Origin of the sequence: Bartonella sp. CL162QHHD, assembly GCF_042195435.1 — a bacterium.
Lineage (GTDB): Bacteria > Pseudomonadota > Alphaproteobacteria > Rhizobiales > Rhizobiaceae > Bartonella.
Window position 1 is genome coordinate 73,038 of the sequence record NZ_JBHIOG010000015.1, and the last position, 26,601, is coordinate 99,638.

Below are 26,601 nucleotides of genomic sequence, written 5' to 3' on the forward strand. Positions count from 1 at the left end.
AATCATTAATCTTATGAATTGATTAAAAAAATAGCGCAATTTTCTTGAAAAGTGCACTAAAAAAAGAATATCTAATAATTATTTAAGAGATTCTATGGTAAAAGTCGACCAAGATCAATGAAAGCCTTTTATTGCATTTAAGGAGCATTTTATGCCAGAAATTATTTTTAACGGTCCTGCGGGTCGGCTCGAAGGACGTTATCAACCTTCACAACAAAAAAATGCACCCATTGCGATTATTTTGCATCCTCATCCCCAATTTGGTGGAACTATGAATCATAAAATTGTCTATGACCTCTTTTATATGTTCCAACAACGTGGCTTTACAACTTTACGTTTTAACTTTCGTGGTATTGGTCGTAGTCAGGGTGAATTTGATTATGGAATAGGAGAACTTTCAGATGCTGCTGCTGCTCTCGATTGGGTGCAAACACAACATCCAGACTCTAAAAATTGTTGGGTAGCAGGATATTCATTTGGAGCATGGATTGGTATGCAGCTTTTAATGCGCCGACCGGAAATTGAGGGATTTATCTCAGTTGCCCCTCAGCCTAATGTTTATGACTTTTCATTTCTTGCACCTTGTCCCTCCTCTGGGCTTATCATTCATGGCGGTATCGATAAAGTTTCCCCTCCAAAAGATGTTCAAATACTTGTCGATAAATTAAAAACACAAAAAGGTATCATCATCACACAAGAAATATTAGAAGAGGCTAATCACTTTTTCAGTGGATGTCATGAAGAACTTATTGAGCGATGTGCCCACTATTTGGATAACCATATCTCCAATGAACTTCTCGCTCCTCCTCCTGAAATACTTTCACTAACTTAGGAAAATACGATAGATTTATAAAAAATTAGCAAAAGTCGTTTCTGATCATAACAAAGTAATTTTTTCCGTTTGCATTTAAAATTTTTCTAAATTTTATTTCAGGATAAAAATGAGAATAACAGCATCCCTGTTTTCTATCACTGATAAGTCTCTTTTTTAGCGTAAAAAGGAAATAATACCTGTATTATTATCTTTATGTTACCAATATGTCTCTTTCTCTTGTGAGGTGTGTGTCAGTTATGATAGATAACGCATTAATAACTCATTATATAATCGCCTATTCTATAAAATAATGCACTCTTAAATTAGGAAATTAAATCTGTGTTTGCCTTTAAATCTGATTTTTTACACATTATGAGCGAACGTGGTTTTATCCACCAAATTTCAGATGAAAAAGGCTTAGATGATCTTTTTTCAAAAGAAACTGTAAGCGCTTATACTGGATTTGACCCAACAGCATCGAGTTTACATGCTGGAAGTCTTCTTCAGATTATGATGCTTTATTGGTTACAAAAAACAGGTCATCGCCCCATTGCTTTAATGGGTGGAGGAACCGGATTGATTGGTGATCCTTCTTTCAAAGATGAAGCGCGACGCCTTCTGACACAAAATGATATTGCTGAAAATATTGATGGTATTAAAAAGGTATTTGCTAACTATTTGACATTCGGTGACCGAGAAACCGATGCTTGTATTGTGAATAACGCGGAATGGTTATGCAATTTAAACTACTTAGAATTTTTGCGTGATGTAGGAAAACATTTTTCTGTCAATCGTATGTTGTCATTTGATTCCGTTAGACTCAGACTTGAGCGTGAGCACTCTTTGTCATTCTTAGAGTTTAATTATATGATTCTGCAAGCTTATGATTTTGTTGAACTTTATAAACGTTATGGATTGCGTATGCAAATGGGGGGCTCTGATCAGTGGGGCAACATTATTAACGGAATCGAATTAGGGCATCGTTTAGGAACACCGCAATTATATGCGTTAACATCACCATTGCTGACAACCTCTTCCGGTGCCAAAATGGGTAAATCATTGAATGGGGCTGTATGGCTGAATGCGGATAAGCTTTCACCTTATCAATTTTGGCAATACTGGCGCAATACAGAAGATGCTGATGTAACACGATTTCTAAAGCTCTATACTCCATTGCCAATGGATGAGATTCTTAAACTTTCTCTATTACAAGGGACAGAAATTAACGAAGCAAAAAAAATTCTTGCAACAGAAATTACAGCAATGTTGCATGGACGTGTTCTTGCTGATGCAGCAGCAGAAACAGCTCGCAAGACGTTTGAAGAAAAAACTCTAGGAGAAAATCTTCCAACTGTTGAAATTAATGCCTCAGAATTAAAAAAAGGTGTTGGATTGCTCACTCTTTTAGTACAAGCAGGACTCGCTAGATCTAATAGTGAGGCACGCCGACACGTTCAAGGTGGGGGGGTCCGTGTAAATGATCAAATTATTGAGGATGAAACACATCTTATTATTGAAGGGGATGTCAGTGCAGAAGGAACCGTTAAACTTTCTTTTGGTAAGAAAAAACATGTTGTGATGAAACCAGTATAATCTTTTGCTGTTTTGTTTATGTTGTCGACCTTGTTCTTTCAATTCAATTGTTGTGATAGGGCGAGTTTTGTTAGGAAATAAAGGTCTCTTCAAAATAATAATATTCTAGAGAGTTGAATAGTTCTTTTCTTCTGTGTACTCTGATATCTTATACCTGTTACACAAGAAAGAAAGATGAAAATAATGACAAGACCAATGAAAGGTGCTCTTGCTCCTGATTTTAATTTGCCGCGCGATGGAGGAGAGATGGTATGTCTTTCTGACTTTAAAGGAAAGTCTGTTGTTTTATATTTTTATCCAAAAGATGACACCAGTGGTTGCACAAGCGAAGCACTTGATTTCACAAAATTAAAGATGAAATTTGATGAAATCGGTGTTTCTGTTATTGGAATCTCTCCAGATAATGTAAAAAAACATGATAAATTTAAAGTAAAACATGAACTTGATGTCATCTTGGTTTCTGATGAAGAAAAAACAACCCTCGAAGCTTATGGTGTTTGGGTTGAGAAAAGCATGTATGGACGCAAATATATGGGAGTTGAACGGAGCACTTTTTTAATTGATGCAAATGGAATAATAGCAGAAGAATGGCGTAAAGTAAGCGTATCTGGGCATGCTGAAAATGTTTTAGCTACTGCAACACTTTTATATCATAATGGTAACTTGTAAATTGAGTGTTTGATTTACCTTAAAAAGCAAAAGTTATCCTCCTTAATTGATTTTAGTTTTTCAACGGATTCAATTTTTACAATATATTGATTTATAAGGATAATGAATTGTTTTACATTTATATTAGTCCCCCGAATATCCCAAATTTTTCTTATTTCAGATTCTTCCTATCACTTGCAATATCATAAGCAGAATTGGCGTGTGAGAAAAAAAATGAAGAAAGAAACAAGAAAATCCCTCTTTAAACCTTTAAAGTATCAAGGACTATCGTAACATCACAACATCAATAAAACGAACAGCTTAAGAAAAAATCTACATGGCTTGAAGGAAGGATATATAATTAACGAATATCCTCAATTTTTTTGTCTTGTCTATAAATGCGCCGTGCGAGTGCTGCCTCTATAAATGCATCTAAATTACCATTAAGTACGGATTGTGGATCCGTATTTTCAATTCCTGTACGCAAATCTTTGACAAGCTGATAGGGTTGAAGAACATAAGATCTAATTTGATGTCCCCATCCGATTTCTGTTTTAGAAGATTCAGCAGCATTGGTTTCTTCTTCTCTTTTTTTAAGCTCTTCTTCATAAAGCCGTGCACGCAACATCGACCAAGCCGTAGCGCGATTTTTATGTTGAGAGCGCTCTGTTTGACATTGAACAACAATACCCGTTTTTATATGCGTGATGCGAACAGCAGAATCTGTCGTGTTAACATGTTGTCCTCCTGCTCCCGATGCACGATATGTATCAATACGCACATCTGCCTCTGAAACATCAACTTCAATATTGTCATCAATAACTGGATAAACCCAAATGCTTGCAAAAGAGGTATGGCGCTTTGCATTCGAATCAAATGGAGAAATCCGCACTAAACGATGAACGCCTGATTCTGTTTTTAACATTCCATAAGCATTATGCCCTTTTACAAGAATAGTCGCTGACTTTATTCCTGCTTCTTCTCCATCATGAATTTCTAAAATTTCAACCTTCATTTCATGCTGTTCAGCCCAGCGCATATACATACGTAAGAGCATAGAAGCCCAATCTTGGCTTTCTGTCCCCCCTGCTCCAGCATGAACTTCTAAATAGGTATCATTCGGATCTGCTTCTCCTGAAAGAAGTACATCAATTTGCCTTTTATCTATCTCATTTTTAAGATTACGTATTGATCTTTCTGCATCAGCGATAATTTCAACATCACTTTCTTCTTCGCCCATCGCAATAAGCTCAATGCATTCTTCAAGTGTTTTTGTAAATGATAAAAGACCATTGATTGAATCATCAAGACGTTGACGCTCACGCATCATATCCTGTGCTCGTTGTGCATCATCCCATAATGATGGATCTTCTGCTTTTTGATTAAGATATTCGAGACGCTTTAGTGATTGATCCCAGTCAAAGATGCCCCCTTAGCAATTGTATTGCTTTCTGGATTTCATCAACTAATGTTTCTATTTCTGCTCGCATAATTTAACACCGTATTTTTAAAAACTCTTTTTGGTTGTGTCTCTTAGCATTTTATACAAATTTAATAGCTGCTATCAGAAAATGGTACAATTCTATCACTCTATTTACAGAACAGACATTGTAAAAAAGAGATAAAAACCATGACTCATGGCAAAAGGAGATTTTTTCGATTAATACAGCCCACCTGTCCCACTTTCAAGTGCTTTGTTGACTTGTGGAGAAGTCGTTACTGCAGGAACACCTTCTTGAAAAGAATTTGTACTCCCAATAACTTGATATATATCAGCAGGACCAGTCCCTGGTTTAAATGCTTCTATAATAACATCTTGATCTCCTCTTTCGGCAAGCATTCCTGTTTTTCGATTAATTGGCATTAAAATCATGCCCTTTGGCATCTTAAAGGGAACATCTGGCTTCCCTTTAAGAGCATCTGCCATAAAATCACCAAAAATAGGCGCAGCTAATGAACTTCCTGTTCCATTATATCCTAACGGAGCTGGTTGATCATAACCGACAAAAATACCAACGACAATATCAGGAGTAAATCCCATAAACCAGACATCCTTAGAGTCATTGGTTGTTCCTGTTTTAGCAGCAATATGTCGATTAAGATAACGTAAACGTGCCGCAGTACCACGCTGAACAACCCCTTCCATCATCGATGTAATCTGATAAGCCGTCATAGGGTCAAGAACTTGATCTCTTTCATCAATCAATGTGGGCTCACTTTGATTATTCCATGAATGCGTATTACAATTTTCGCAAATACGATCATCATGACGATAAATTGTCTTCCCATAACGATCTTGAATTCTGTCTATCAGAGAAGGTTTAATAGAGCGTCCCCCATTGGCAATAACTGAATAAGCTGTAACCATTCGTAATACTGTTGTTTCGCCAGCCCCTAAAGCCATGGGAAGATAAGGCTGCAATTTATCTACGATCCCAAAGCGTTCTGCATATTCAGCGACAAGAGGCATTCCCATATCATTGGCAAGCCGTATTGTCATAAGATTACGAGAACGCTCAATACCATAACGCAACGTTGAAGGTCCTGCAAAGGTACCTCCATAATTTTTGGGTTGCCAAACTTCACCATTATATTGACGAACTTCAATGGGGCCATCTAAAACAACGGATGCTGGTGTATATCCGTTATCAAGAGCTGCTGCATAAACAAAAGGCTTAAAAGCAGACCCCGGTTGGCGATAAGCTTGGGTTGCACGATTGAATTCAGATGCGGCAAAAGAAAATCCTCCCACCATAGCAAGAACGCGCCCTGTATGAGGTTCCATAGCAACAATTGCACCTTCAACCTTTGGAATTTGTTGTAAACGATAAGTATTATTTGTATTGGGTAGTTTTTCAACAAAAATGACATCCCCAACTTGCAGAACATGAGATAAGCTCTGAACAGTTTTTCGATAACCATTTTCTTTTACAACATGGAGTGCCCATTTTGAATCAGCTTCAGATAAAACAGCAATTTCCCGTTTTTTTGATAATATACCTGAAGCTTCGCGCTGTGGCTGTAAACCAATCTCTACTTTGTTGGGATTAGTAGAAAGAACAACAGCTAAACGCCATTCAGGAACATCACTTAGCCCTGTGATATTTGCAAGTTCTGTCCCCCAATCACTTTTCTCATCAATATGCGCATAAGCTCCACGCCATCCTTGCGCATGATCAAATCTAATTAATCCATCGTGCAAAGCACGTCGCGCAATAAGTTGTAAATGCGGATCAAGCGTTGTACGAATGGAAAGCCCACCTTCATAAAGTGTTTTAGCCCCATAGCGATGTATTAAACGACGCCGTACTTCTTCAGTAAAATAATCAGCCGCAAAAACATAGCTATCACTCCCACGTATTGTCGCTCCTAAAGGTTTAGCTTTCGCTTTTTCACCTTGTTCACGCGTTACATATCCATTTGCAATCATCCGGTCTATAACCCAATTACGCCGATCAATAGCACGTTGTGTATTCTTAAATGGATCATAATTTGCTGGTCCTTTTGGAAGAGCAGCCAAATAAGCACATTGTTCTAGCGTCAGGTCATTGACGGATTTATTGAAATAAGTCAAAGAAGCAGCTGCTATACCATAAGTGCCACGACCCAGATAAATTTCATTGAGATAAAGTTCGAGAATATGATCTTTTGAATAAGTTTTCTCAATACGCATTGCTAAAATAGCTTCCTTAAATTTACGTTCTAACGTTGTTTCTGAACTTAAAAGGAAGTTTTTAGCGACTTGTTGCGTTATAGTTGATGCACCCTCTGGACGTCTTCCAGAACCAATATTACGAATATTATTGATCAAAGCTCGAGAAAGTCCTTCAGGATCTAAACCAAAATGATGATAAAAGTTTTTGTCTTCAGCCGAAATAAAAGCATTTATAACAAGCTTTGGTATTGATTGAATCGGTAAATAGAGGCGATGTTTTGTTGCAAACTCTGCCATAAGACGGCCATCAGAAGCATGGACGCGGGTCATTACCGGCGGCTCATAAAGTGAAAGAACTTCATAATCAGGGAGTGCATTTGCTTGACCACTGGTCATAACACCCCACGTTATTGCACCACAAAGTCCAATAGCAATAAAAAAACGAAGAAGATATCTTAAAAAAATCATCATAAAAACGGCTATCGCTTTCTTAAGAATTAATTAAAGAAAAAATACGTTACTTCAAACACACCAAGTGGATATCACCACAAGATTGAGATCAAGAGAAATTGTTTTCTATCTTTTATTTATACTAGGTACACTAGAAGCCCATACTGATACTCTATTTTCTCACAAATTTAAAGAGGCTGTATCATTTTCTGCCTATAATCAGCAAATTGACGAATAGAATGAGCAATAGAGGCTGCCATTTGTTTTCTCCAATGAGGATCATTTAATAACTTTTCATCCTCTTTATTGGATAAATAACCTATCTCTATCAAGACTGAGGGTATATCTGAAGCTCTTAAAACTTGAAAATTAGCATACCGATGTGGGTTATTAATCAAGTTAATATGATTCTTTGATAAACTTGAAATAACACTATTTGCAAAATTAACCGAAAATGTATGTGTTTCACGTCGTGTAAGATCCATCAAAATATCTGTAACTTCGAGCGTTTCATCTGCAGGCAAACCATCAAGCAAATCAACTTTATTTTCATTTTCAGCTAAAGATTTTGCAATGGCATCAGAGGCTTTGTCTGATATGGTATACACTGTAGCACCGCGAAGAGAATGTAAATCAATCGTATCCGCGTGAATAGATATAAAAAGATCAGCATCAAACTCTTGCGCTTTTTTAACTCTTTCACTTAGTCTTAAAAAAATATTGGAATCTCGTGTTAAAGCAACGGTAATATGAGAATCCTTTTGTAATTCGTCTCGCAATGCACGCGCAAAGTCTAAAGTCACATCTTTTTCTAAAATTCCAGTAACACCCCGTGCACCACCATCAATACCACCATGACCAGGATCAAGAACAACACGGAAATTATATGCTGGCATTAACTGTGTTTGTGTATCAAAATTGCTTCTTTGCTGTTTTTTTAATGTCTCATCAAATTTTTCTTGTGTACTTTTACGAATATCAATCAGCAACTGCCATAAACCATTATTTAATTTTTTTACGACATTTTTTTCAACCACAAAAGCCGTTTTACTTGTCAAAATAATGCGTGAAGTCTGTATATCAGAGAAAGCATAACGTACATCTGAAAGCATAACGGATAATGTATTCCGTTTCTTTAAAGGCGTATTTTGCATCGAAAAGTCAATTGTAGGTAAATTGATAACCAAACGTGCTGGCCTGTCCAAAATCTGTAAACGAACATTTGGTTTTGAATTAAAAACCGCAATAATACGCGTATGAACACTATCACCAATGGTTCGAAAATTAATAAGTCTCAGAGGATCTGCGGCTTGAACACTGGTTTGGAGTAGAAAAAAAGATAATAAAAAGTATGTGACGAGCACAATAACATCCCCATAAGCTGTTTTCAGCTTTTTGGTAAAAAAAACTCTTATCATAAGCAAAATACTCTACATTACCTTTGTAATAATTTATCTTGGTTATATAAAATGATACACCAATTTATTCTCTATTTTTCAATAAAAGCTAAATAAACACCCAAAAACGAAATTAAGGTCATAAAGATATTATAATTATACATGATTTACATTGTTACTTGCCAAACGCATGATATCAACATAAAAGAATATTTATGCTTCCTAGCTGATAATAGTCATCTAAATTATCTGTAACTCATATTAAGTTATCTTTAGAGGTTTTTTGCCTATTATGCGTTGAGACTTTTTTATGGATGAAAAATTTCTATGTTATAATATTAGGATTGCATTACTTAAGATTCGTTGGTTCGGATATCCGAACTGTTTTAAAGATTATTTTACCGGAGACTTTTAAGAAATATGAGTCATAAAAAACAGATGGAAATAATGATGAGAAATGGTGTAAATGCAGTCATGCCTCTGCACGTGGTGTTCCGTCCTGTTTTTCTGGTACCTCCCTTTTATGGCAGACAGCCTTTTATGTTTACGAATAGTTATAGCGTTCGTTTGAATAAAATTGTGCATGTCGCCTTCAGGATATTAACTTATGTCAAACAAAATGCTTATAGATGCCTCCCATCCGGAGGAAACTCGTGTTGTTGTTGTTCACGGCAACAAAATTGAAGAACTTGATTTTGAATCAGAACATAGAAAACAGCTCAAGGGGAATATTTATCTCGCACGGATTACGCGTGTAGAACCGTCTCTCCAAGCAGCTTTTGTTGAATATGGTGGAAACCGACATGGTTTTTTAACATTTTCTGAAATTCATCCTGATTATTATCAAATTCCTATTGCTGATCGACTTGCTCTTCTTGAAGAAGAGGAAAAAGCAGCTATAGGAGAAAATTCTGTAGATACCTTTACGGAAGAAGCAACTAAAAATAAAAAACGCTCCAGAAGAACAAAAAAAAATGGAAAAAACAATGTCATTGCAGCCGATATTGAAAGTGACATCACATCTGAAGCGACAATAATTGATAATACAGAAGAAGCATTAAATGCCGATATCTCTGATGATGAGATCGAAATGGTCGGTGCTGAGGACATCCGTGAAGAGCTCCCAATTTATCAAAGAAAACAAGGGCGCCAGTATAAAATTCAAGAAGTCATTAAACGACGTCAAATTTTGTTGGTACAAGTTATCAAAGAAGAGCGTGGTAATAAAGGTGCTGCCCTTACAACATATTTATCTCTAGCAGGTCGTTACTCTGTTCTAATGCCCAACACAGCACGTGGTGGTGGCATTTCACGAAAAATTACGAACGTACAAGACCGTAAGCGTCTTAAAGAAATCGTAAAAGAATTAGCTGTTCCAAAAGGTATGGGCGTTATCTTACGAACTGCTGGTGCCAATAGAACAAAAGCTGAAATTAAACGTGATTATGAATATCTTATGCGGTTATGGGATACTATTCGCACTTTGACACTCGAGTCAACGGCGCCATGCCTTGTCCATGAAGAAAGCAATCTCATCAAGCGTTCTATACGAGATCTTTACAATAAGAACATTAGTGAAATTCTTGTTTCTGGAGACCAAGGATATCGTGAAGCGAAAGACTTTATGCGTATGCTCATGCCAAGTCATGCAAAAGTTGTGCAACCTTATCGTGATCCTACACCCATTTTCGCAAGAAATAATATTGAAATTCAACTTGATAAAATGTTGCAACCACAAGTTTCTTTAAAATCTGGTGGTTATCTTGTTATTAATCAAACAGAAGCACTTGTTGCTATTGACGTAAATTCTGGCCGCTCCACGAAAGAATTCTCTGTCGAAAAGACAGCCTTACAAACTAACCTTGAAGCTGCTGAAGAAGTAGCGCGGCAATTACGCTTGCGTGACCTTGCTGGTTTAATTGTGATTGATTTTATTGATATGCTTGAAGAACGCAATGTGAAGCTGGTCGAAAAAAAATTAAAAGATTGTTTAAAAAACGATCGTGCTCGTATTCAAGTAGGTCATATTTCACACTTCGGCCTTTTAGAAATGAGTCGTCAACGTATTCGCATATCGGTTTTAGAAAGTACAACACAGCCCTGCCCGCATTGCGCAGGAACAGGAAATATACGTTCTGAATCATCCATTGCGTTACATGTCATGCGCTCAATTGAAGAATATCTTCTTCATAATTCGCAATATAATATTATCGTGCGCACACCCGTAGCAACAGCGCTTTATGTATTAAATCATAAACGCAACATTCTTGTTAATTTAGAAGCTCGTTTTAAGCTTAATATTAGTATTGAAGCAGATGATAGTATTGGAACGCAACATCTTGTTATTTCTAAAGGCTCAATAGCAGAGAGCATTTCTCGATCTTCATTGGAAGATGCCAATGAGCAAGAAATTGAAGATTCTGTTTTCATAAAGAGTGAATCTATTGAAAATCCTTCTCCCATTGAAACAAACCAAAAGCGTAGGCGCAAAAATCGTCACGGTGAAATTACTGATCATTCTCTCTCCAACGTTCATAAAAAAGAAGATACTTTGAACGATGATTCTTATCGTCGAGGACGTCGTCGAGGACGTCGTGGTGGTCGACGCAATCAAGATAATAGTTTTCATCAGATTCGCGTTCCTTACGCAGAACCAGTGGGAGATTTTGCTAAGAAAGCTTTGGTAGAAATTAAAGCAGCGCATCGCAAACGTCGTATTTCGCCTACTAAATCTTTTGAACTTGAAGAAACAACAAATAATACACAAGCTCTAGATATACAACAACAGGGTGAATCTGAAAAAATTGATACAAGTATTAAACCTAAAAAACGTAAAACACGTTCTTCAAAAGTAGTAGAAAATCAGCTTTCTTTAGAGAATGATCAAAATGTTGCAGAACAAAAATCTCTTGAAGAAAAACCTACAACCAGTTCGATGCGTAAAGCTAAAACAAAAAAAGCAGACAAATCTATTCATGAGGTAGAAGATAAAGCTCTTGAAAAGAGTAAAAAATCAACACGTGGAACACGTAAAAAATCATCTTCTAAAGAGACGCAAATACAAAAAATATTAGAGCAAGAAACTGTAATCGAGATGGAGGAAGTTGTAGAAACCTCTCCTTCCCAAATTGAAGAAACAATTAATCAATCCGTTGTTATTTCATCAACGCCTAATGATTCTTCCAAAACTGAACGTATTGGTTGGTGGAAACGCAGAATTCTTTCGAAAAATTAAGGATTAAAAAAACCGCCACAGAAAACTGTGGCGGTTCAAATAAACAATTATAGAAAACGTTTCAACCAATTCTATAGTGTGGGTTTATTACTTTTGTTTTGCTTTTTCTTGCTCAGCCCGCATACGCTCTTCAATTTCTTTTTGCTTTGATTGAATGGCTTGCTGCAGCTTTATTTGTTCTTGTTGGAAATCTTTTTCCTCCATACCAGGACCGGTATAGGCTGCTGTAAACCCATTAAGAGAAAATTCAATAGGATTAGCTGAACCACGAAAATTAACTGTGGTTACAACCATTTTTGTTCCACTTTTCATAGCTGCTATAAGCTTATCATCTAAGACATCATTAGCAATACAACTTGGTCCATTACAAATAATATAAGGAATTTTTTTAGAGAACTCGTCACCAATTTTAATGTGAACACCTTCTGGCAAAAAACGCCCAGTAGGTACTTGAATACCTATACGTTTTTCATTTTGCTTCCCTTTTATTTCAACAAGATTAAAAGCCGTTAAAGGTTGTCCCGTATTCGATAATACAGTATTCATTGTATTACAAATATCAACATCATGCTGCTTACTGCAAACTTTGTACCAACCTTGTGATAAAGTTTGCGCATTTGCAGAAATACCAGCTATAAGAAAAAGGGCAGCGGCTCCAACTAATACTGAAACAGCAGAATAAACATTTTTATGCGACATGATTAAGTTAATCCTTTCAACGCGCTCTTAAGTAACTTTAAAAAAAATATTAAATGTAATTCCAACTTAAATTTATTAAATTATAATGAAATAACAATTAATTTTACTATTTTTACTTCAATATAAAAAAAAAAGTCAAATTTAGAGAAAAAATACGATGAGCCATTCTATTTTTATACACCCATATAATTCCCCTCTTCATCACATTGGTATTTGATATAATCTATCTATAAAATACCTCTGTGCATTTAAACTAAGATTACACAAACGAATCAATATTGCAATATTAATTAAAATAAAGTCTAATACTACTCTAAAAAACTTACTAATTAAACTTTTTACATTTATTACTCTTCATGTTAAGCTTATAGAGCCTTAGCAACAGGTTGTTGCAATGCATGAAGCTCCAAAATATCAGATAAATTTTACTGTTTTCCTTATGTGCCTCGTGTGATACATAAAAACAAAATCATCTACGATATTATTGAAACATTTAATGAATTAAAACCACTGATTGTCTAAAATTTCTGCATAATTGTAAGAGAACTTTTTGCTAATGAACAATTTTCTGCCCTTGTTTACAAAACAATGGTGATACGCTTTTGTAATAAAAATTTTATATTCTATAGCGTTTAAATAAAAAGTTTAGTTTAAAAATACGTTACTAAAGAAGTGCTTTTTTCTTAATTAAACAACACATTTTCTTAGAGAGAAAATCTATAACTGCTGAAAATATTTTATTTATAATAAACTTTCTTAAAATATAATAACATATTAATTTATAATAATAATTTATCTTTTTTCTATTTCTATATTGTATGAAAGATCTTAATAGCGCAAACCTCTCTTATATTGAATCAATAAAATTTATCCACTTGTACATCACAAGCAGAGTTAGTTTTATAGATAAAACTACTGAACAAAGGAATACCCCCCTATGAATCATCTCACGTGCCCAAAGCCATAATAAATTTATGCTTATATATTATACATCTATTATTGCACCTCTGTACAAATATCATCTCTCAGCTTTATAACGTGAATAAAAAATGTAGCTTTTATCAATTTATTTTAAGTTATTTCTCAAATAAAAGAAGCTTCTAAAATGATAAATTATTTTCAGCTTTCACAACATCAAAGATATAAATCGTTAATGATTTAAGTTTTAAGAAAAAATGAATTCAAAGTATCATTTTGTTTCCCTATATAACACAATTTAGAGCTATAAAATATTTCTCTTATCGTATTAATGAAACAATATTTATGATATGAGATGTATCGTCATTAAAATAATTAATCAGATAAAAATAAAAAACTACAAGCACAAAAAATTATGCATAAAAAGAAAACATAAAAAGATATATGAGTTTATTATTTAATATATATATTAAGTCTTATATGATAAGAACAATAGATAATATATTACGTGTATAAGATTACTTTATTATAAATAATAAGTAATAACTCAAAAAATAAAATATATTATTACTAATATGTTTTAACTATTGTTTAGTATATCAGCTTAATTTTTCTGTATTTATATGAGTAAATTTTTAATTGGATATTCTCATAGCATTATTTTTTATGAATTTTCTAAACTATAATGTTACGAAAAATTAAGTATTTTTCTATTTTGAATATAATTCAACATAAATCAAATAAATAATTTTTAATTGAATAATTCTTCAACATGAAAACGCATACGATCTATAATATTCTTTTTCTTGTTTGGAAGCATTATATTATGTACTTCTTTAATGGTATTACAAAGCTTAGGTGCACTTTTTACAAACCAATTATCTTCTGTAAGACTATTTTTTATATCGTCAAATATTTGTTTTTCATAACTATAAGAGCCATCTGTTAGTAATTCTTTAATATCCCTGACTAAACTAGGACTTATTGAATTATTTGCGCCTTTAGCCCAACTAAAATCTTTATCTTTCCAATCAAAATCTTTGCGCAAAATAGCACCTATATCACTTTGCAATATATCCGCTAACGTATTGCAAGCAATAATAAACATGAGATAATTTTTCATTATCTCATCATCACCTCCACTTTTCTCATTCATTCCCCTTTCATTAAACGTTTGAGTTTTTTTTAAATAGTCTTTTGCTTTAATCAACTTTTCTTCATACTCCCCTACTTCATACTCTCTCGCTATATGTATTCTAGAGATAATTTTTTGTTTTTTTTCAGCTAGATCCTGTAATTTCGAACCAAGATTATAATATTCATCCTTCAGAGTTTTCAGTTTTTTATATAACTTATTCCGTTCCTGTAAACGCTCATAGTATTCTGCTTTAGAAATATTTTTTTCCCAAATATCCAAATGAGATATACTTTCTTCAATAAATTGTATGCTCTCTTTAATATTCTTTCTTTTGTTTTTTAAATGTTGGTATTGTTCATCAGAAGATAACTCAGCATAAGCGTTTTTTACGCCATGTATTAAAGTGAGTAATAAAAAAACGATAGTTAGACACTTTTGTAATGAAGAAAGCATGCTATCTTTACCTAAATTCTTTCTAAAAAATTTACAGGAGCTTATTAACTTATTATATTGAAAGTGCTATTTAATGCGGTCCAACCGTCTAATCTATTTTCTTCATTATATCAATACGTATATAATAAAAACCAAATAAATATATAAAGGGTTCTTTATTATAAACTTAAATTTTATTTTTATACAAAATCAATAACTGTTTGTTTTTATAGAATGATTTTATAAAAATGAGTAACAGTTCTGAAACAATAAAGAAATTTTTTAAACAGAATGTTGTTCTGCCATTTCGACAAGCTGTGTCATAATATTCGCTGCTCCAACAAGCCTTTCATTCGCTGAGGACCAATCACGAATAAGAGCAATACTTTGATCTGGTCGAATTTTTGCCATTGAACCTTGTTTTCCCACCCACTGAACAAGAGCAACACTATTTGCAAAATAGTTATTACGAAACTGTATGACAATCCCCTTTGGTCCAACATCTAATTTTTCTACATGTGCTTTTCGACACAATGTTTTAATATGAAAGACTTTAAGAAGATGTTGAACCTCAAGGGGCAAAGGACCAAAGCGATCAATTAACTCCGCTGCAAATTCATCAATTTGTTCTAAACCATCAAGTTCTGTTAAACGACGATAAAGTCCCATACGTAATGATAAGTCAGGCACGAAACTTTCTGGTATCATCACTGTTGTACCAAGAGAAATTTGAGGTGACCATTGCTTATCTTCATTTAGCTCTCCATCTTTTAATTCAGCAACAGCTTCTTCAAGCATTTTTTGATAGAGTTCAAATCCAACTTCTTTGATATGCCCCGATTGCTCTTCACCTAAAAAATTTCCTGAACCGCGGATATCCATGTCATGGCTTGCCAATTGAAAACCGGCCCCTAAGGTGTCAAGAGATTGTAACACTTTAAGACGACGATCAGCAGCAGTTGTTAAAACTTTACCAGCAGGAAATGTAAAGAGAGCATACGCACGTTGTTTTGAACGTCCTACCCTACCACGTAACTGATAAAGGGCAGAAAGACCAAACATCTCAGCACGATGCACAATTAGGGTATTGGCTGTTGGAATATCAAGACCTGATTCAATAATGGTTGTTGATAGCAGCACATCATATTGTCCATCATAAAATGCATTCATGATATCATCAAGTTGTCCAGCCGGCATTTGTCCATGAGCCACAACGAATTTCAGTTCTGGCACATGTGTTTTGAGATATTCTTCTACAAAAGCCAGATCAGAAATACGAGGACAAACATAGAAACTTTGTCCACCACGATAATATTCTCGAAGCAGGGTCTCTCGTATAACAAGTGCATCAAAGGGTGAAATAAAAGTACGAACCGCCATTCTATCAATGGGAGGGGTTGTTATCAATGAAAGTTCACGTACACCCGATAAAGCTAACCCTAAAGTGCGTGGTATGGGAGTTGCTGAAAGTGTGAGAACATGAATATCACTTTTAAGCTCTTTTAAACGCTCTTTGTGTTTGACACCAAAATGCTGTTCCTCATCAATGATAAGAAGGCCTAACCGTAAAAAATTAACTGCACCACTTAATAATGCATGGGTTCCAATGACAATATCGATTGTACCATCTGAAACACCTTTTTTTACTCGTGCAAGTTCTTTCGCTTTTACAAGCCTCGAAGCATGTCCAATTTTAACCGGTAATCCTTGAAAACGCGAAATAAATGTTTTGTAATGTTGACGTGAAAGCAAAGTTGTCGGTACAACAACAGCAACCTGATATCCATTTAATGCTGCAACAAAAGCACTTCGAATAGCTACTTCAGTTTTTCCAAAACCAACATCACCGCATATCAAGCGATCCATCGGCTTACCTGAGGCTAGATCGTCCAAAACAGCATCAATTGCATTCATTTGATCTTCCGTTTCTTCATAGGGAAAGCAAGCAACAAACTCATCAAATGGTCCAATTGGTGGAAGTAAAGCAGGCGCAGCACGAGTCATACGCTCTGCAGCTATACGGATTAATTGCCCTGCCATTTCCAATAAATGTTTTTTAAGCCGAGCTTTACGTGCTTGCCAAGCAACACCTCCTAATTTATCTAAAGTTACCTCTGTTCCTTCTGAGCCATAACGTGAGAGAAGCTCAATATTTTCAACAGGTAAAAAGAGTAAATCACCTCCAGCATATCTAATTTCAAGGCAATCTCGTAAAATTCCAGTGGTTCTGATGGTTTTAAGACCAACAAATTGGCCAATACCGTGGTCGATATGCACAATAATATCACCAGAATTTAAAGCAGAAATTTCAGAAATAAAATTTGTATTATTCTTACGCCGCTTTGGTGATCTTATAAAACGATCGCCAAGGATATCTTGCTCTGCTATAATAGCCAAATCTTCAGCCTCAAAACCATGTTCTATCATGATAACAGCTGCTAATATGCGATCTCGTGGGGTTGCTTTGACAGTTTGCAAGGATTTTACAACATCTATTTTTTTCAATCCATGCTCGTCGAGAACTTGTAGCAAACGATTGAGAGATCCTTCACTCCAACACGCTAAAAGCACTTTTTTACCAGCAGTGCGTAAAGATGCGATATGATCAATAACACTTGAAAAAACATTTTTTTCCTGCGCATTACGCTCTTTTACAAAATCATATCCTTGTTTAACATTGGTGTGAATAACAGTTTGTTCCAAACTTTGTGGAACATTAAAAGGCGAAAAATCAATACGCTGCGAAGATTGTTGCGCACCTTCCAAAACACGCTCTGGCGTTAAATAAAAAAGACTAGGATCTATTGGATGATAAGAAGTAGAATTTTTTTCATCACTTTCGCGCTCTTTGCGCGCATTATAATAGTCTTCAATAAGACGATAGCGCTCAATGAAGACTTCTTCTATGAGATGCTCAAAAACTATCGGTAAGTTGCCACAATGGTCAAAAAAGCTATCAAGGTTTTCATAAAAAAATGGAAGCCAATGTTCCATACCGGCAAAACGCCGACCTTGAGAAATTGCTTCATAAAGCATGTTATTTTTTTGTGATACACCAAATGTACGGGTATAATTGCTTTTAAAACGACTGATGCGTTCTGGTGTAAGAACAACCTCACTCATTGCCTGTAATAAAAGTTCAGTTTTTTGGCCTGTTGTCCTTTGACTTTCTGGATCAAATACGCGGATACTTTCTAGGGTATCTCCAAAAAAATCAAGACGTAAAGGTTCAACATCCATAGGAGAAAAGATATCAAGTATTCCTCCTCTTACAGCAAACTCACCAACATCACGGACAACCGTAACGCGTTCAAAACCATTAGTTTCTAGAAATTGAATAAGATTTCCCATGTTATTGCGCTGGCCAACACGTGCGTGAATAAGCTGAGCTTCTATCATTTCACGAGGAGGTAGCTTTTGCATAATCGCATTTGCTGTTGTTAATATAATTGCAGGATGTGGATCTTTACGTAAATTTGCTATGTGTGCCAATGCTGATAGTCGACGTGCCATAACAGCAATTCCTGGTGACACACGATCATAAGGCAAACAATCCCATGCAGGAAATTGAAGTACGGGTAAATTGGGCTCAATAAAATTTAAAACTTGTTGTAAATGCACAATTTTTGTTCCGTCACGGACAACATAGAGGAGCGGTTTACCTTGTGCAATTTCTGAACTTAATTTAGCAAGCGCAAAGGCTTCAAATCCATCAGTAACGCCATCTAAAATCATACGAACAGAATTATTTTTGGGAATAACAATTTTTTTAAATATAGGCATCTGGATTAATAACTTAAGCAAGTACGATAATTGGCAATATCACGAAAAAGTGGACTATCAACCTCAGAGGGGGGCAAAATTTCTCCAGTAATCCATGTCAGTAAATCACGATCATCAAAAGACATAATATACTCAAGCTCAGAGAGCGTTCTATCATTCATCCCAGTAATATGAGCATCGACATAATGTCCAAAAATGAGATCCATTTCACGAATACCGCGATGCCATGCACGAAAAATCAATCGACGACGACGAGCATCTAATTGATTTTTGTCAACGACAAAAACTGTCATAAAAAATCTCCTTGAATAAAGTAATATAAACTATTCAATTAGTCGTATAAAATTTGTACCTTGCTTTAAGGAAGTTCTATAATCTTTTGTTCTTTAAGTGTAATTCGACGATGCATTTGCTTAGCCAAAGCGTAATTATGTGTTGCAATAAGAGCAGAAAGACCAGACTGACGAACAAGGATAGATAAAGCTTGAAAGACATAAGCTGAAGTTACTGGATCAAGATTTCCTGTAGGTTCATCAGCCAAAAGAACCGAAGGGCCATTTGCTACTGCACGTGCAATAGCAACACGTTGTTGTTCTCCTCCCGATAACTCTGAGGGACGATGGTTCGCACGATGAGAAACACGCAGATACGTCAATAATTTGCGCGCACGATCTTCTGCTATAGATTTTTTTAATCCTGCTATCATTTGCGGTATCATGACATTTTCTAACGCCGTAAACTCTGGAAGTAAATGATGAAATTGATAAACAAAACCAATATCATTCCGTCTTATAGCTGTTCGCTCACTATCAGAGCGCTTTGCACAAGAAACACCCCGTAACATCACATCACCAGCTGTTGGTTTTTCTAATAATCCAGCAATATGAAGAAGTGTTGATTTTCCAGCACCAGATGGTGCAACAAGTGCGACAAGCTCTCCACGATTAAGAATAAAATTCGCTTTATCTAAAACAATGAGCGGCTTATGGCTCTCGAAAAAGTGTCTTTCAATCTCTACAAGCTCTAAAATAGCTGTCATTATTCATACCTCAAAGCTTGTACGGGGTCTAGCTTAGCAGCACGCCATGCCGGAATGAGAGCAGCAAGAAACGACAAGAATAAAGCCATCATAGCAACCAAGATGGTCTGTTTCCACTCAATTTGTGCAGGCAATTTTGTTAAAAAATAAAGTTGAGGATTAAAAACATCGACATTAAATAACCAAGATATAAAATCTTGGATATGATTAATATTCGCGGTCGCGATAACACCTAAAACTAAACCCAATATAGTTCCAATAAAACCAATCATCATTCCTGTAATGATAAATATACGCAAAATCGCACTCTGTTGAGCCCCCATCGTGCGTAAAATTGCAATATCATGACTTTTATCTTTTACAAGCATAATCAGCCCTGAAATAATATTTAAAGCAGCAACAAGAACGATCAGAGAAAGAATGAAAAACATAACATTTCGTTCAATCTGTAAGGCTGAAAAAAAAGCCTGATTGCGTGTACGCCAATCAATTAAATAGACCTGTTGTTCAACTGCTTTTTCTACAACAGGTTTTATTTGATCAACAGCATCAGGATCATTTAGAAATAATTCCAAAGACTGAACCTTATCTCCCAAATTAAAAAACATTTGTGCTTCATGGAGAGGCATAAAGATAAATATTGAATCATATTCAGACATACCAACTTCAAAAATAGCAACGACTTTATAAGCTTTCACACGTGGGGTAACGCCAAAAGGAGTCTCATCACCATCTGGAGTAATAATACGAATATCTCTTCCAACTGTCAGTCCTAATTTTTCTGCTAAGCCACTTCCAATTGCAACACCTTCTTCTTGATCAAACCGAGAAATCGATCCTAATTTAATGTTTTGAGAGACTGTTTTAAGCTTTTCTAGATCTTGTTTGCGCATACCACGAACTAACGCGCCAGAGCCACCTTGAACTTCACCTTGAACAAGCGCTTGACCTTCAATAACAGGTAAAGCAAACTTCACACCATTTGTAGTTTCTAAAGAAGAAATAAGAGTCTTATAATCAGAAAAACCAGAATCAACTGTTTGAATAATAAGATGCCCATTCATACCAAGAATACGATTGAGAAGTTCTGTACGAAAGCCATTCATCACCGCCATAACAACAACCAGAGCAAATACGCCCAACATAATCCCAATAAGAGAAATAATTGAAATAACAGATGCAACGACATGTTTTTTATTGGGAATCATATAACGAAAAGCGATCATCCACTCATAAGATGAAAAGCATTTGTTTTTCAGCCTCTTCATAACATTTCCTATTAAATTATAGAAAGTTGGCTGAGCACATCTTCAACCTTTAGAGATTTTTTTATTCCTGTTTTTCGATCTTTAATTTCAACTTCATTTTGTGCAATGCTGTTAGGGCCAACAATGACTTGCGTTGGCAAACCAATCAAATCCATTGTTGCAAATTTTGATCCAGGACGTTCATTTCTATCATCTAATAACGGATCAAAACCAACCTCCTTTAATCCCTGATAGAGAAACTCACATGCCTGTGTGCATTTTTCATCATCGGGTTTCATATTGATAATCCCAAAATCAAACGGTGCCATCGACTTTGGCCAAATAATACCATTTTCATCATGAGAAGCTTCAATAGCGGCCGCAACAAGACGCGAAGGCCCAATACCATAAGATCCCATAGAGACCACATGCTCTTTTCCATCTTGTCCCATAACTTTTGCTCCCATTGGAGCAGAATATTTAGTACCAAAGTGGAAAATATGACCTACTTCAATACCACGCGCTGAAAGACGATTATGATCAGAAACTTTAGCCCACTCCTCTTCATTATGCATTTCTTCCGTTGCTGCATAACAAGATGTCCATTGCTTAACAATATCATCTAAAACAGCTTTATCACTAAAATCGATTGAACTATCTGGAACGGTAAGTTCAAGAAATTGTTTATCACAGAAGATAGCACTCTCTCCTGTTTCAGCCAAAATGATAAATTCATGACTGAGTTCCCCCCCTATTGGACCTGTATCTGCACGCATAGGAATTGCTTTTAATCCCAGGCGAGAAAAAGTGCGTAAATAAGCAACAAACATACGATTATAAGATGTTTTAGAGCCTTCATAATCAAGATCAAAAGAATAAGCATCTTTCATTAAAAATTCTCGTGCTCGCATCACACCAAAACGTGGACGAATTTCATCACGAAATTTCCATTGAATATGATATAAATTCAGCGGAAGATCTTTATAAGAACGAACATAAGAGCGAAAAATATCTGTTACCATCTCTTCATTGGTTGGACCATAAAGTAAATCACGCTTTTGACGATCTTTAATGCGGAGCATTTCCAAACCATAATCATCATAACGACCGCTTTCACGCCAAAGATCAGCAGACTGAATTGTAGGCATCAATATTTCTATTGCACCCGCACGTTCTTGCTCTTCACGAATAATTTTACAAACTTTATCAAGCACTTTTTTTCCCAAAGGAAGCCAAGAATAAATCCCTGATGTTTGTTGTCGAATCATTCCCGCGCGCAACATGAAGCGATGAGAAACAATTTCTGCTTCTTTAGGATTCTCTTTTAAAAGTGGAAGGAAATATTGAGAAAGACGCATTGAAATAATTAACTCCTAATCAGATCTATCATATCGGAACAATTTATCACACCCTCTATTCATCTATAGCCGCATTCTGAATACTTGCAAATATAACGATCTTATCATTTAAAAATTTATTGTGCTTTATTCTCTATTTTTCTTATTTAGCAATAAAATAAAAAATGCTCTTCTCTTTTTAAATAACGTAATATGAAAGTTCTTTATTTTGACCGATGTAAAAAAACTGTACAGATAGGTTTTTTTTGCCAAATTTCATGAACAGCCGCTCTCACTGCACGTCGTGTTGCCTCTCGAATAAGTTCATTATTTTTCTGTTTCATGCGTGGGATATTATAAACTGTATTTTCTACGATATCTAAAAGAATATCTTTTAAACTTTTCCCCTTTCCATTACTTTCAGGTAACCCTAATATTGTTAGACCTATATCCCCTAATAATTCATGCTTACTATTTATATGGAGAGAAATAGTAACATGACCAGCATAACTTAGTTTGCGGCGCTCACGAATCCCTAATTCATCTTCATCTCCAATTAAGCAACCATCCTTATAGATGCGGCCAACAGGAACTTGATCAATAACTTCTACAGGCTTTGGTGCAAGGCGTAAAATATGTCCATTTCTGATATCCGTAACAGTTTTAATACCTGCTTGACGTGCTAAAGTTGCCTGAGCCTTAAGATGCATTGCTTCCCCATGTACAGGGACAAGTATTTGTGGCTTTATCCAATCATACATCTGTAAAAGTTCTGAACGACGTGGATGACCTGAAACATGAACAAGCGCATCTTCATTCGTAATAATTTCAATACCCAAATCAATGAAACGATTTTGTACCTCAATAATCGCTTTTTCGTTTCCTGGAATACTTCGTGATGAATAAATAACGGTATCACCAGCGGAAAGTGCAATATTTTTCATTCCATCACGTGACAGTTTAGCCAAAGCTGCACATGGCTCACCTTGGCTCCCAGTGACAATTAAAACAAGATCTTTTCGCGAGATATAGCCATAATCATCTTCCGTTACAAATGGCGCTAAACCATTCATATAACCAAGCTCTTGTGCAACCATAATACTTCGCTTAAGGGAACGCCCAATGACAAGCACCTTACGTCCAGCAGCTTCAGCTGCAAGAGCAATAGAACGTATCCGACCAATATTAGAAGAAAAAGTTGCTATCGCAACGCGCCCTTCAGCTTTGGAAATAATCTCAGAAAGACTGGCTTGAACTTGCTGCTCTGATGGAGATATACCATCCCGACATGCATTTGTGGAATCACAAAGTAATGCTAAAACACCTTTTTTGCCTAAAGCACGAAATCTTTTTTCATCGGTTACAGCCCCGAGTGAAGGGGTATGATCAATTTTCCAATCACCAGTATGAATCACAGTCCCCAAAGAGGTTGTAATTGCTAAAGATACAGATTCTGGTATTGAATGGTTAACGGCTATAGCCTCTACAGCAAAGGAACCTACCTGAAAACAATCACCAGCTTGAAAAATATTGAGTAAAATTTTTTGAGATTCAAAATCTAATTGTTTTTTAGTTTCCAATAATCCTGCCGTAAAAGGCGTACAGTAAATTGGCACTTGTAACTTTGGACATAAATCAAGAACGGCCCCATAATGATCTTCATGTGCATGTGTTAAAACAAGACCCCGTATATTATGTTTTTCACTTTCTAGAAAACGAATATCAGGCAAAACAAGATCGACACCTGGTAATTCAGAACCAGCAAAACTAACCCCCATATCAACCAGCAGCCATTCACGAAGACTTTGGGGACCAAATCCGTAAGCAGCTAAATTCATCCCTATCTCACCTACACCTCCCAGAGGTAAAAAAACAAATTCATTCTTATTGGCTGCAACCATAAACATCTCCCAAATCATTAAGGTATCTGATGGTAAAATAATTTTTCAATAACGACCTGCATTAATAGAATCAGCGGAACCAAAATGAACATCTCCAGCTGTTATAATGGCTGTCTGACCGTCTTTTTGCTTTATGATGCAGTTAAAATCACTATCAAGACCATCAAAAATACCCTCAATGACTTTTTCATCATTCACCACTTTGACATGTTTTCCAAGGTGAGCGGAATATAAAAGCCATTTTTTTCGGATTATTTCACATCCTTTTGGTTGTTTCCAAAGAAGGTAATTTTTAGAAAAACACTCCGTCAAAACCGTAAATAATTGTTCTGCATCAATATGCAAACCGATATTCTTTAAGCTTGAAGTGGAATAGGTTGCATCTTCATAATTATATTTCACATTTATTCCAATACCAATAACCAAGGCATATTGTTGTGATGACAATTTTAAAATCTCAAGCAAAACTCCAGAGCTTTTTTCTCCTCTGAGCAAAATATCGTTTGGCCATTTTAAGCTCACAATATTGTTTGTCTGCTTTTCCTCTTTTATCAATTGTTTTATTGCCTCTGCCACACTTACTCCAGCAACAAAGCCAAGTTGAGCCGCAGTTTGATGAACAATATCATCAATTAATAAAAGACTAGAATAAAGGTTCCCTTTTGGACTAGACCAAGTCCTCCCTCTTCTTGCTCTTCCCTGTGATTGTTCTTGTGCAACAATCCAAAGATTACCTTGATGACCAGTTTGCGCTTTTCGTTGCGCAATGAGATTTGTTGAATCAACACTATCGTACGCTTCAACAGTGTATCCCTGTTTTTGTGCAAAATCTGATAAAGTATAAACCATATTCATTAAAACAATGCTGTTGCTGCTTTTTCTGCTAGCTCAGCGAACCAAACTCCAAAAAGCGCGTAAAATAAAATAAAGAATACAGAAAGACCAAGACAAAACTGAAGCTCATTCGATAAAGCAACAAAATGCGCTTTTGCATCATCAAACCACATAATTTTAATGACTCTCAAATAGTAAAAAGCCCCAACGACAGACGCTATCATCCCCACGACAGCAAGTGGAGTAAGTCCAGCGTGGACAGCCGCAGAAAATGTATACCACTTTCCAAAAAAACCAGCCATAGGAGGTATGCTTGCTAAAGAAAAAAGCTGTATTGTCATCACAACAGCCATAAAAGGATTCGTCTTTGCTAACCCTGAAAGATCATAAATATTTTCAACATTGCCATTCTGAGAGCGCATTCCAAGAATAAAGGCAAATGAACCAATCGTCATTCCAAGATAAATCGTCATATAAAGAATAACACTTTTTACTCCTAGCATATCTCCAGCAGATAAACCAACAAGTGCATAGCCCATATGACTGATCGACGAATAAGCCATTAAGCGCTTAATATTATTTTGACCAATTGCAGCAAAAGCACCCAGTATCATTGATGCAATCGCCATAAAGATCAAAATTTGTTGCCATGCAGGCATCACATTATCAACACGCCCTAGGGGAATAAAGGTCACCACAATAATACGGATGATTAAAGCCATTGCAGCAACTTTAGGAGCACCAGCAAAAAATGCTGTAATCGGTGTTGGCGCTCCTTCATAAACATCAGGTGTCCACATGTGGAATGGAACAGCAGAAATTTTGAAAGCCAAACCAGCTAAAATAAAAACAATTCCAAAAATAACACCCAATTGTAAATTCTTACCTTTTAAAGCAAGAGCAATTTCGTGAAAACCAATTTGACCGGTAAAACCATAAAGTAAAGAAATACCATAAAGCAGCAATCCTGAAGATAATGCTCCTAAAACAAAGTATTTTATACCGGCTTCAGAAGATTTTACATTATTACGATTAATCGCTGCTAAAACATATAAAGCTAAAGATTGCAGTTCTAACCCCATATAAAGCGACAGCATATTACCCGCTGAAATCATAAACATCATTCCAAGGGTTGCTAAAAGAACAAGCACTGGAAATTCAAATATATTAAACTTTTGTGCATTGGCAAAACCAACAGACATAATAAGAGAAAAGAGTGCGCCAATAAGCATTAAAATTTTCATATAACGACTAAAGGAATCGATAACGAGCGCATTGGTTTGAAATGAACCATTTTTCGGAAAAACTATAAGAATAATAATGGTTGCCACAAGAAGTGCCATGGCTAAACCTGTCACTGTTAAAGAAGCACGTGTATTGGAATAAACACCAATCATAAGTAGCACGACAGCTCCTAATGCGATTAAAAGCTCCGGAAGAATTAAGACTAATTGCGCTATTATTTCAGTTTGCATGTGCAT

The 26,601-nt window shown here is 35.7% G+C and carries 17 protein-coding genes; 4 read left to right on the forward strand and 13 right to left on the reverse strand.

The features are described from left to right. Nucleotides 1–151 precede the first annotated feature (151 nt). From ACFILD_RS01570 to ACFILD_RS01580, 3 genes are all read left to right on the forward strand, one after another. Nucleotides 152–832, forward strand: coding sequence for an alpha/beta hydrolase (locus ACFILD_RS01570; RefSeq protein ID WP_273791258.1), 681 nt, complete (start codon nucleotides 152–154; stop codon nucleotides 830–832). 321 nt (nucleotides 833–1,153) lie between these two features. Further along, the gene (tyrS, locus tag ACFILD_RS01575) at nucleotides 1,154–2,407 is read left to right on the forward strand and encodes a tyrosine--tRNA ligase (protein ID WP_375631146.1); all 1,254 of its coding nucleotides are present in this window, start codon (nucleotides 1,154–1,156) and stop codon (nucleotides 2,405–2,407) included. 183 nt (nucleotides 2,408–2,590) lie between these two features. After that, nucleotides 2,591–3,076, forward strand: a complete 486-nt coding sequence (locus tag ACFILD_RS01580; RefSeq protein WP_273791260.1) for a peroxiredoxin — start codon at nucleotides 2,591–2,593, stop codon at nucleotides 3,074–3,076. Nucleotides 3,077–3,416: 340 nt separating this feature from the next. Here ACFILD_RS01580 and prfB read toward each other — a convergent pair. From prfB to ACFILD_RS01595, 3 genes are all read right to left on the reverse strand, one after another. Next, a protein-coding gene (gene prfB / locus ACFILD_RS01585) for a peptide chain release factor 2 (RefSeq protein WP_375637636.1) occupies nucleotides 3,417–4,545 on the reverse strand; the annotation gives its coding sequence in 2 pieces (ribosomal slippage) (nucleotides 3,417–4,475 and nucleotides 4,477–4,545; 1,128 coding nt in all). A gap of 170 nt (nucleotides 4,546–4,715) precedes the next feature. Further along, on the reverse strand, nucleotides 4,716–7,181 hold the full coding sequence (locus ACFILD_RS01590; protein WP_375664230.1) for a penicillin-binding protein 1A: 2,466 nt from the start codon (nucleotides 7,179–7,181) through the stop codon (nucleotides 4,716–4,718). 167 nt (nucleotides 7,182–7,348) lie between these two features. Continuing rightward, nucleotides 7,349–8,578, reverse strand: a complete 1,230-nt coding sequence (locus ACFILD_RS01595; protein ID WP_375664678.1) for an N-acetylmuramoyl-L-alanine amidase — start codon at nucleotides 8,576–8,578, stop codon at nucleotides 7,349–7,351. Nucleotides 8,579–9,164: 586 nt separating this feature from the next. Between ACFILD_RS01595 and ACFILD_RS01600 the strand changes: the two genes are divergently transcribed. Continuing rightward, a complete protein-coding gene (locus tag ACFILD_RS01600; RefSeq protein ID WP_375664679.1) occupies nucleotides 9,165–11,792 on the forward strand; it encodes an Rne/Rng family ribonuclease in 2,628 nt (875 codons plus the stop codon). Between the two features lie 87 nt (nucleotides 11,793–11,879). Here the strand turns inward: ACFILD_RS01600 and ACFILD_RS01605 are convergent, their stop codons facing one another. The 10 genes from ACFILD_RS01605 to nuoN all read right to left on the reverse strand — a co-directional run bounded on the left by ACFILD_RS01605 (nucleotide 11,880) and on the right by nuoN (nucleotide 26,595). Next, on the reverse strand, nucleotides 11,880–12,491 hold the full coding sequence (locus tag ACFILD_RS01605) for an invasion associated locus B family protein (RefSeq protein WP_273791265.1): 612 nt from the start codon (nucleotides 12,489–12,491) through the stop codon (nucleotides 11,880–11,882). Nucleotides 12,492–14,160: 1,669 nt separating this feature from the next. After that, complete coding sequence (locus ACFILD_RS01610) at nucleotides 14,161–15,000, reverse strand: hypothetical protein (RefSeq protein WP_375664681.1); 840 nt, start codon at nucleotides 14,998–15,000, stop codon at nucleotides 14,161–14,163. Between the two features lie 261 nt (nucleotides 15,001–15,261). Next, entirely contained in the window at nucleotides 15,262–18,762 is a 3,501-nt protein-coding gene (gene mfd / locus ACFILD_RS01615; protein WP_375664682.1) for a transcription-repair coupling factor, read from the reverse strand. Between the two features lie 5 nt (nucleotides 18,763–18,767). After that, the gene (locus tag ACFILD_RS01620) at nucleotides 18,768–19,055 is read right to left on the reverse strand and encodes a succinate dehydrogenase assembly factor 2 (RefSeq protein WP_273791268.1); all 288 of its coding nucleotides are present in this window, start codon (nucleotides 19,053–19,055) and stop codon (nucleotides 18,768–18,770) included. A gap of 65 nt (nucleotides 19,056–19,120) precedes the next feature. Beyond that, nucleotides 19,121–19,801: an ABC transporter ATP-binding protein gene (locus ACFILD_RS01625; protein ID WP_273791269.1), complete on the reverse strand. Its 681-nt coding sequence runs from the start codon at nucleotides 19,799–19,801 to the stop codon at nucleotides 19,121–19,123. After that, the gene (locus tag ACFILD_RS01630; protein WP_273791270.1) at nucleotides 19,801–21,069 is read right to left on the reverse strand and encodes a lipoprotein-releasing ABC transporter permease subunit; all 1,269 of its coding nucleotides are present in this window, start codon (nucleotides 21,067–21,069) and stop codon (nucleotides 19,801–19,803) included. Before ACFILD_RS01630 ends, ACFILD_RS01625 begins: the two co-directional genes overlap by 1 nt. 11 nt (nucleotides 21,070–21,080) lie before the next feature. Beyond that, the gene (gene proS / locus ACFILD_RS01635; RefSeq protein WP_375654462.1) at nucleotides 21,081–22,406 is read right to left on the reverse strand and encodes a proline--tRNA ligase; all 1,326 of its coding nucleotides are present in this window, start codon (nucleotides 22,404–22,406) and stop codon (nucleotides 21,081–21,083) included. A 203-nt stretch (nucleotides 22,407–22,609) separates the two neighbouring features. Next, on the reverse strand, nucleotides 22,610–24,286 hold the full coding sequence (locus tag ACFILD_RS01640; protein WP_273791272.1) for a ribonuclease J: 1,677 nt from the start codon (nucleotides 24,284–24,286) through the stop codon (nucleotides 22,610–22,612). A 45-nt stretch (nucleotides 24,287–24,331) separates the two neighbouring features. Further along, nucleotides 24,332–25,141 (reverse strand): biotin--[acetyl-CoA-carboxylase] ligase, encoded by an 810-nt coding sequence (locus tag ACFILD_RS01645; RefSeq protein WP_375664683.1) that lies wholly within the window; start codon nucleotides 25,139–25,141, stop codon nucleotides 24,332–24,334. Next, nucleotides 25,141–26,595 (reverse strand): NADH-quinone oxidoreductase subunit NuoN, encoded by a 1,455-nt coding sequence (nuoN, locus tag ACFILD_RS01650; protein WP_375664684.1) that lies wholly within the window; start codon nucleotides 26,593–26,595, stop codon nucleotides 25,141–25,143. Before nuoN ends, ACFILD_RS01645 begins: the two co-directional genes overlap by 1 nt. Nucleotides 26,596–26,601: the final 6 nt, after the last annotated feature.

Coding starts and splice junctions, on each gene's coding strand:
- ACFILD_RS01570 (WP_273791258.1), top strand. CDS start 152: ATGCCAGAAATTATTTTTAACGGTCCTGCGGGTCGGCTCGAAGGACGT.
- ACFILD_RS01580 (WP_273791260.1), top strand. CDS start 2,591: ATGACAAGACCAATGAAAGGTGCTCTTGCTCCTGATTTTAATTTGCCG.
- ACFILD_RS01590 (WP_375664230.1), bottom strand. CDS start 7,181: ATGATGATTTTTTTAAGATATCTTCTTCGTTTTTTTATTGCTATTGGA.
- ACFILD_RS01595 (WP_375664678.1), bottom strand. CDS start 8,578: ATGATAAGAGTTTTTTTTACCAAAAAGCTGAAAACAGCTTATGGGGAT.
- ACFILD_RS01600 (WP_375664679.1), top strand. CDS start 9,165: ATGTCAAACAAAATGCTTATAGATGCCTCCCATCCGGAGGAAACTCGT.
- ACFILD_RS01605 (WP_273791265.1), bottom strand. CDS start 12,491: ATGTCGCATAAAAATGTTTATTCTGCTGTTTCAGTATTAGTTGGAGCC.
- ACFILD_RS01610 (WP_375664681.1), bottom strand. CDS start 15,000: ATGCTTTCTTCATTACAAAAGTGTCTAACTATCGTTTTTTTATTACTC.
- mfd (WP_375664682.1), bottom strand. CDS start 18,762: ATGCCTATATTTAAAAAAATTGTTATTCCCAAAAATAATTCTGTTCGT.
- ACFILD_RS01620 (WP_273791268.1), bottom strand. CDS start 19,055: ATGACAGTTTTTGTCGTTGACAAAAATCAATTAGATGCTCGTCGTCGT.
- ACFILD_RS01625 (WP_273791269.1), bottom strand. CDS start 19,801: ATGACAGCTATTTTAGAGCTTGTAGAGATTGAAAGACACTTTTTCGAG.
- ACFILD_RS01630 (WP_273791270.1), bottom strand. CDS start 21,069: ATGAAGAGGCTGAAAAACAAATGCTTTTCATCTTATGAGTGGATGATC.
- proS (WP_375654462.1), bottom strand. CDS start 22,406: ATGCGTCTTTCTCAATATTTCCTTCCACTTTTAAAAGAGAATCCTAAA.
- ACFILD_RS01640 (WP_273791272.1), bottom strand. CDS start 24,286: ATGGTTGCAGCCAATAAGAATGAATTTGTTTTTTTACCTCTGGGAGGT.
- ACFILD_RS01645 (WP_375664683.1), bottom strand. CDS start 25,141: ATGAATATGGTTTATACTTTATCAGATTTTGCACAAAAACAGGGATAC.
- nuoN (WP_375664684.1), bottom strand. CDS start 26,595: ATGCAAACTGAAATAATAGCGCAATTAGTCTTAATTCTTCCGGAGCTT.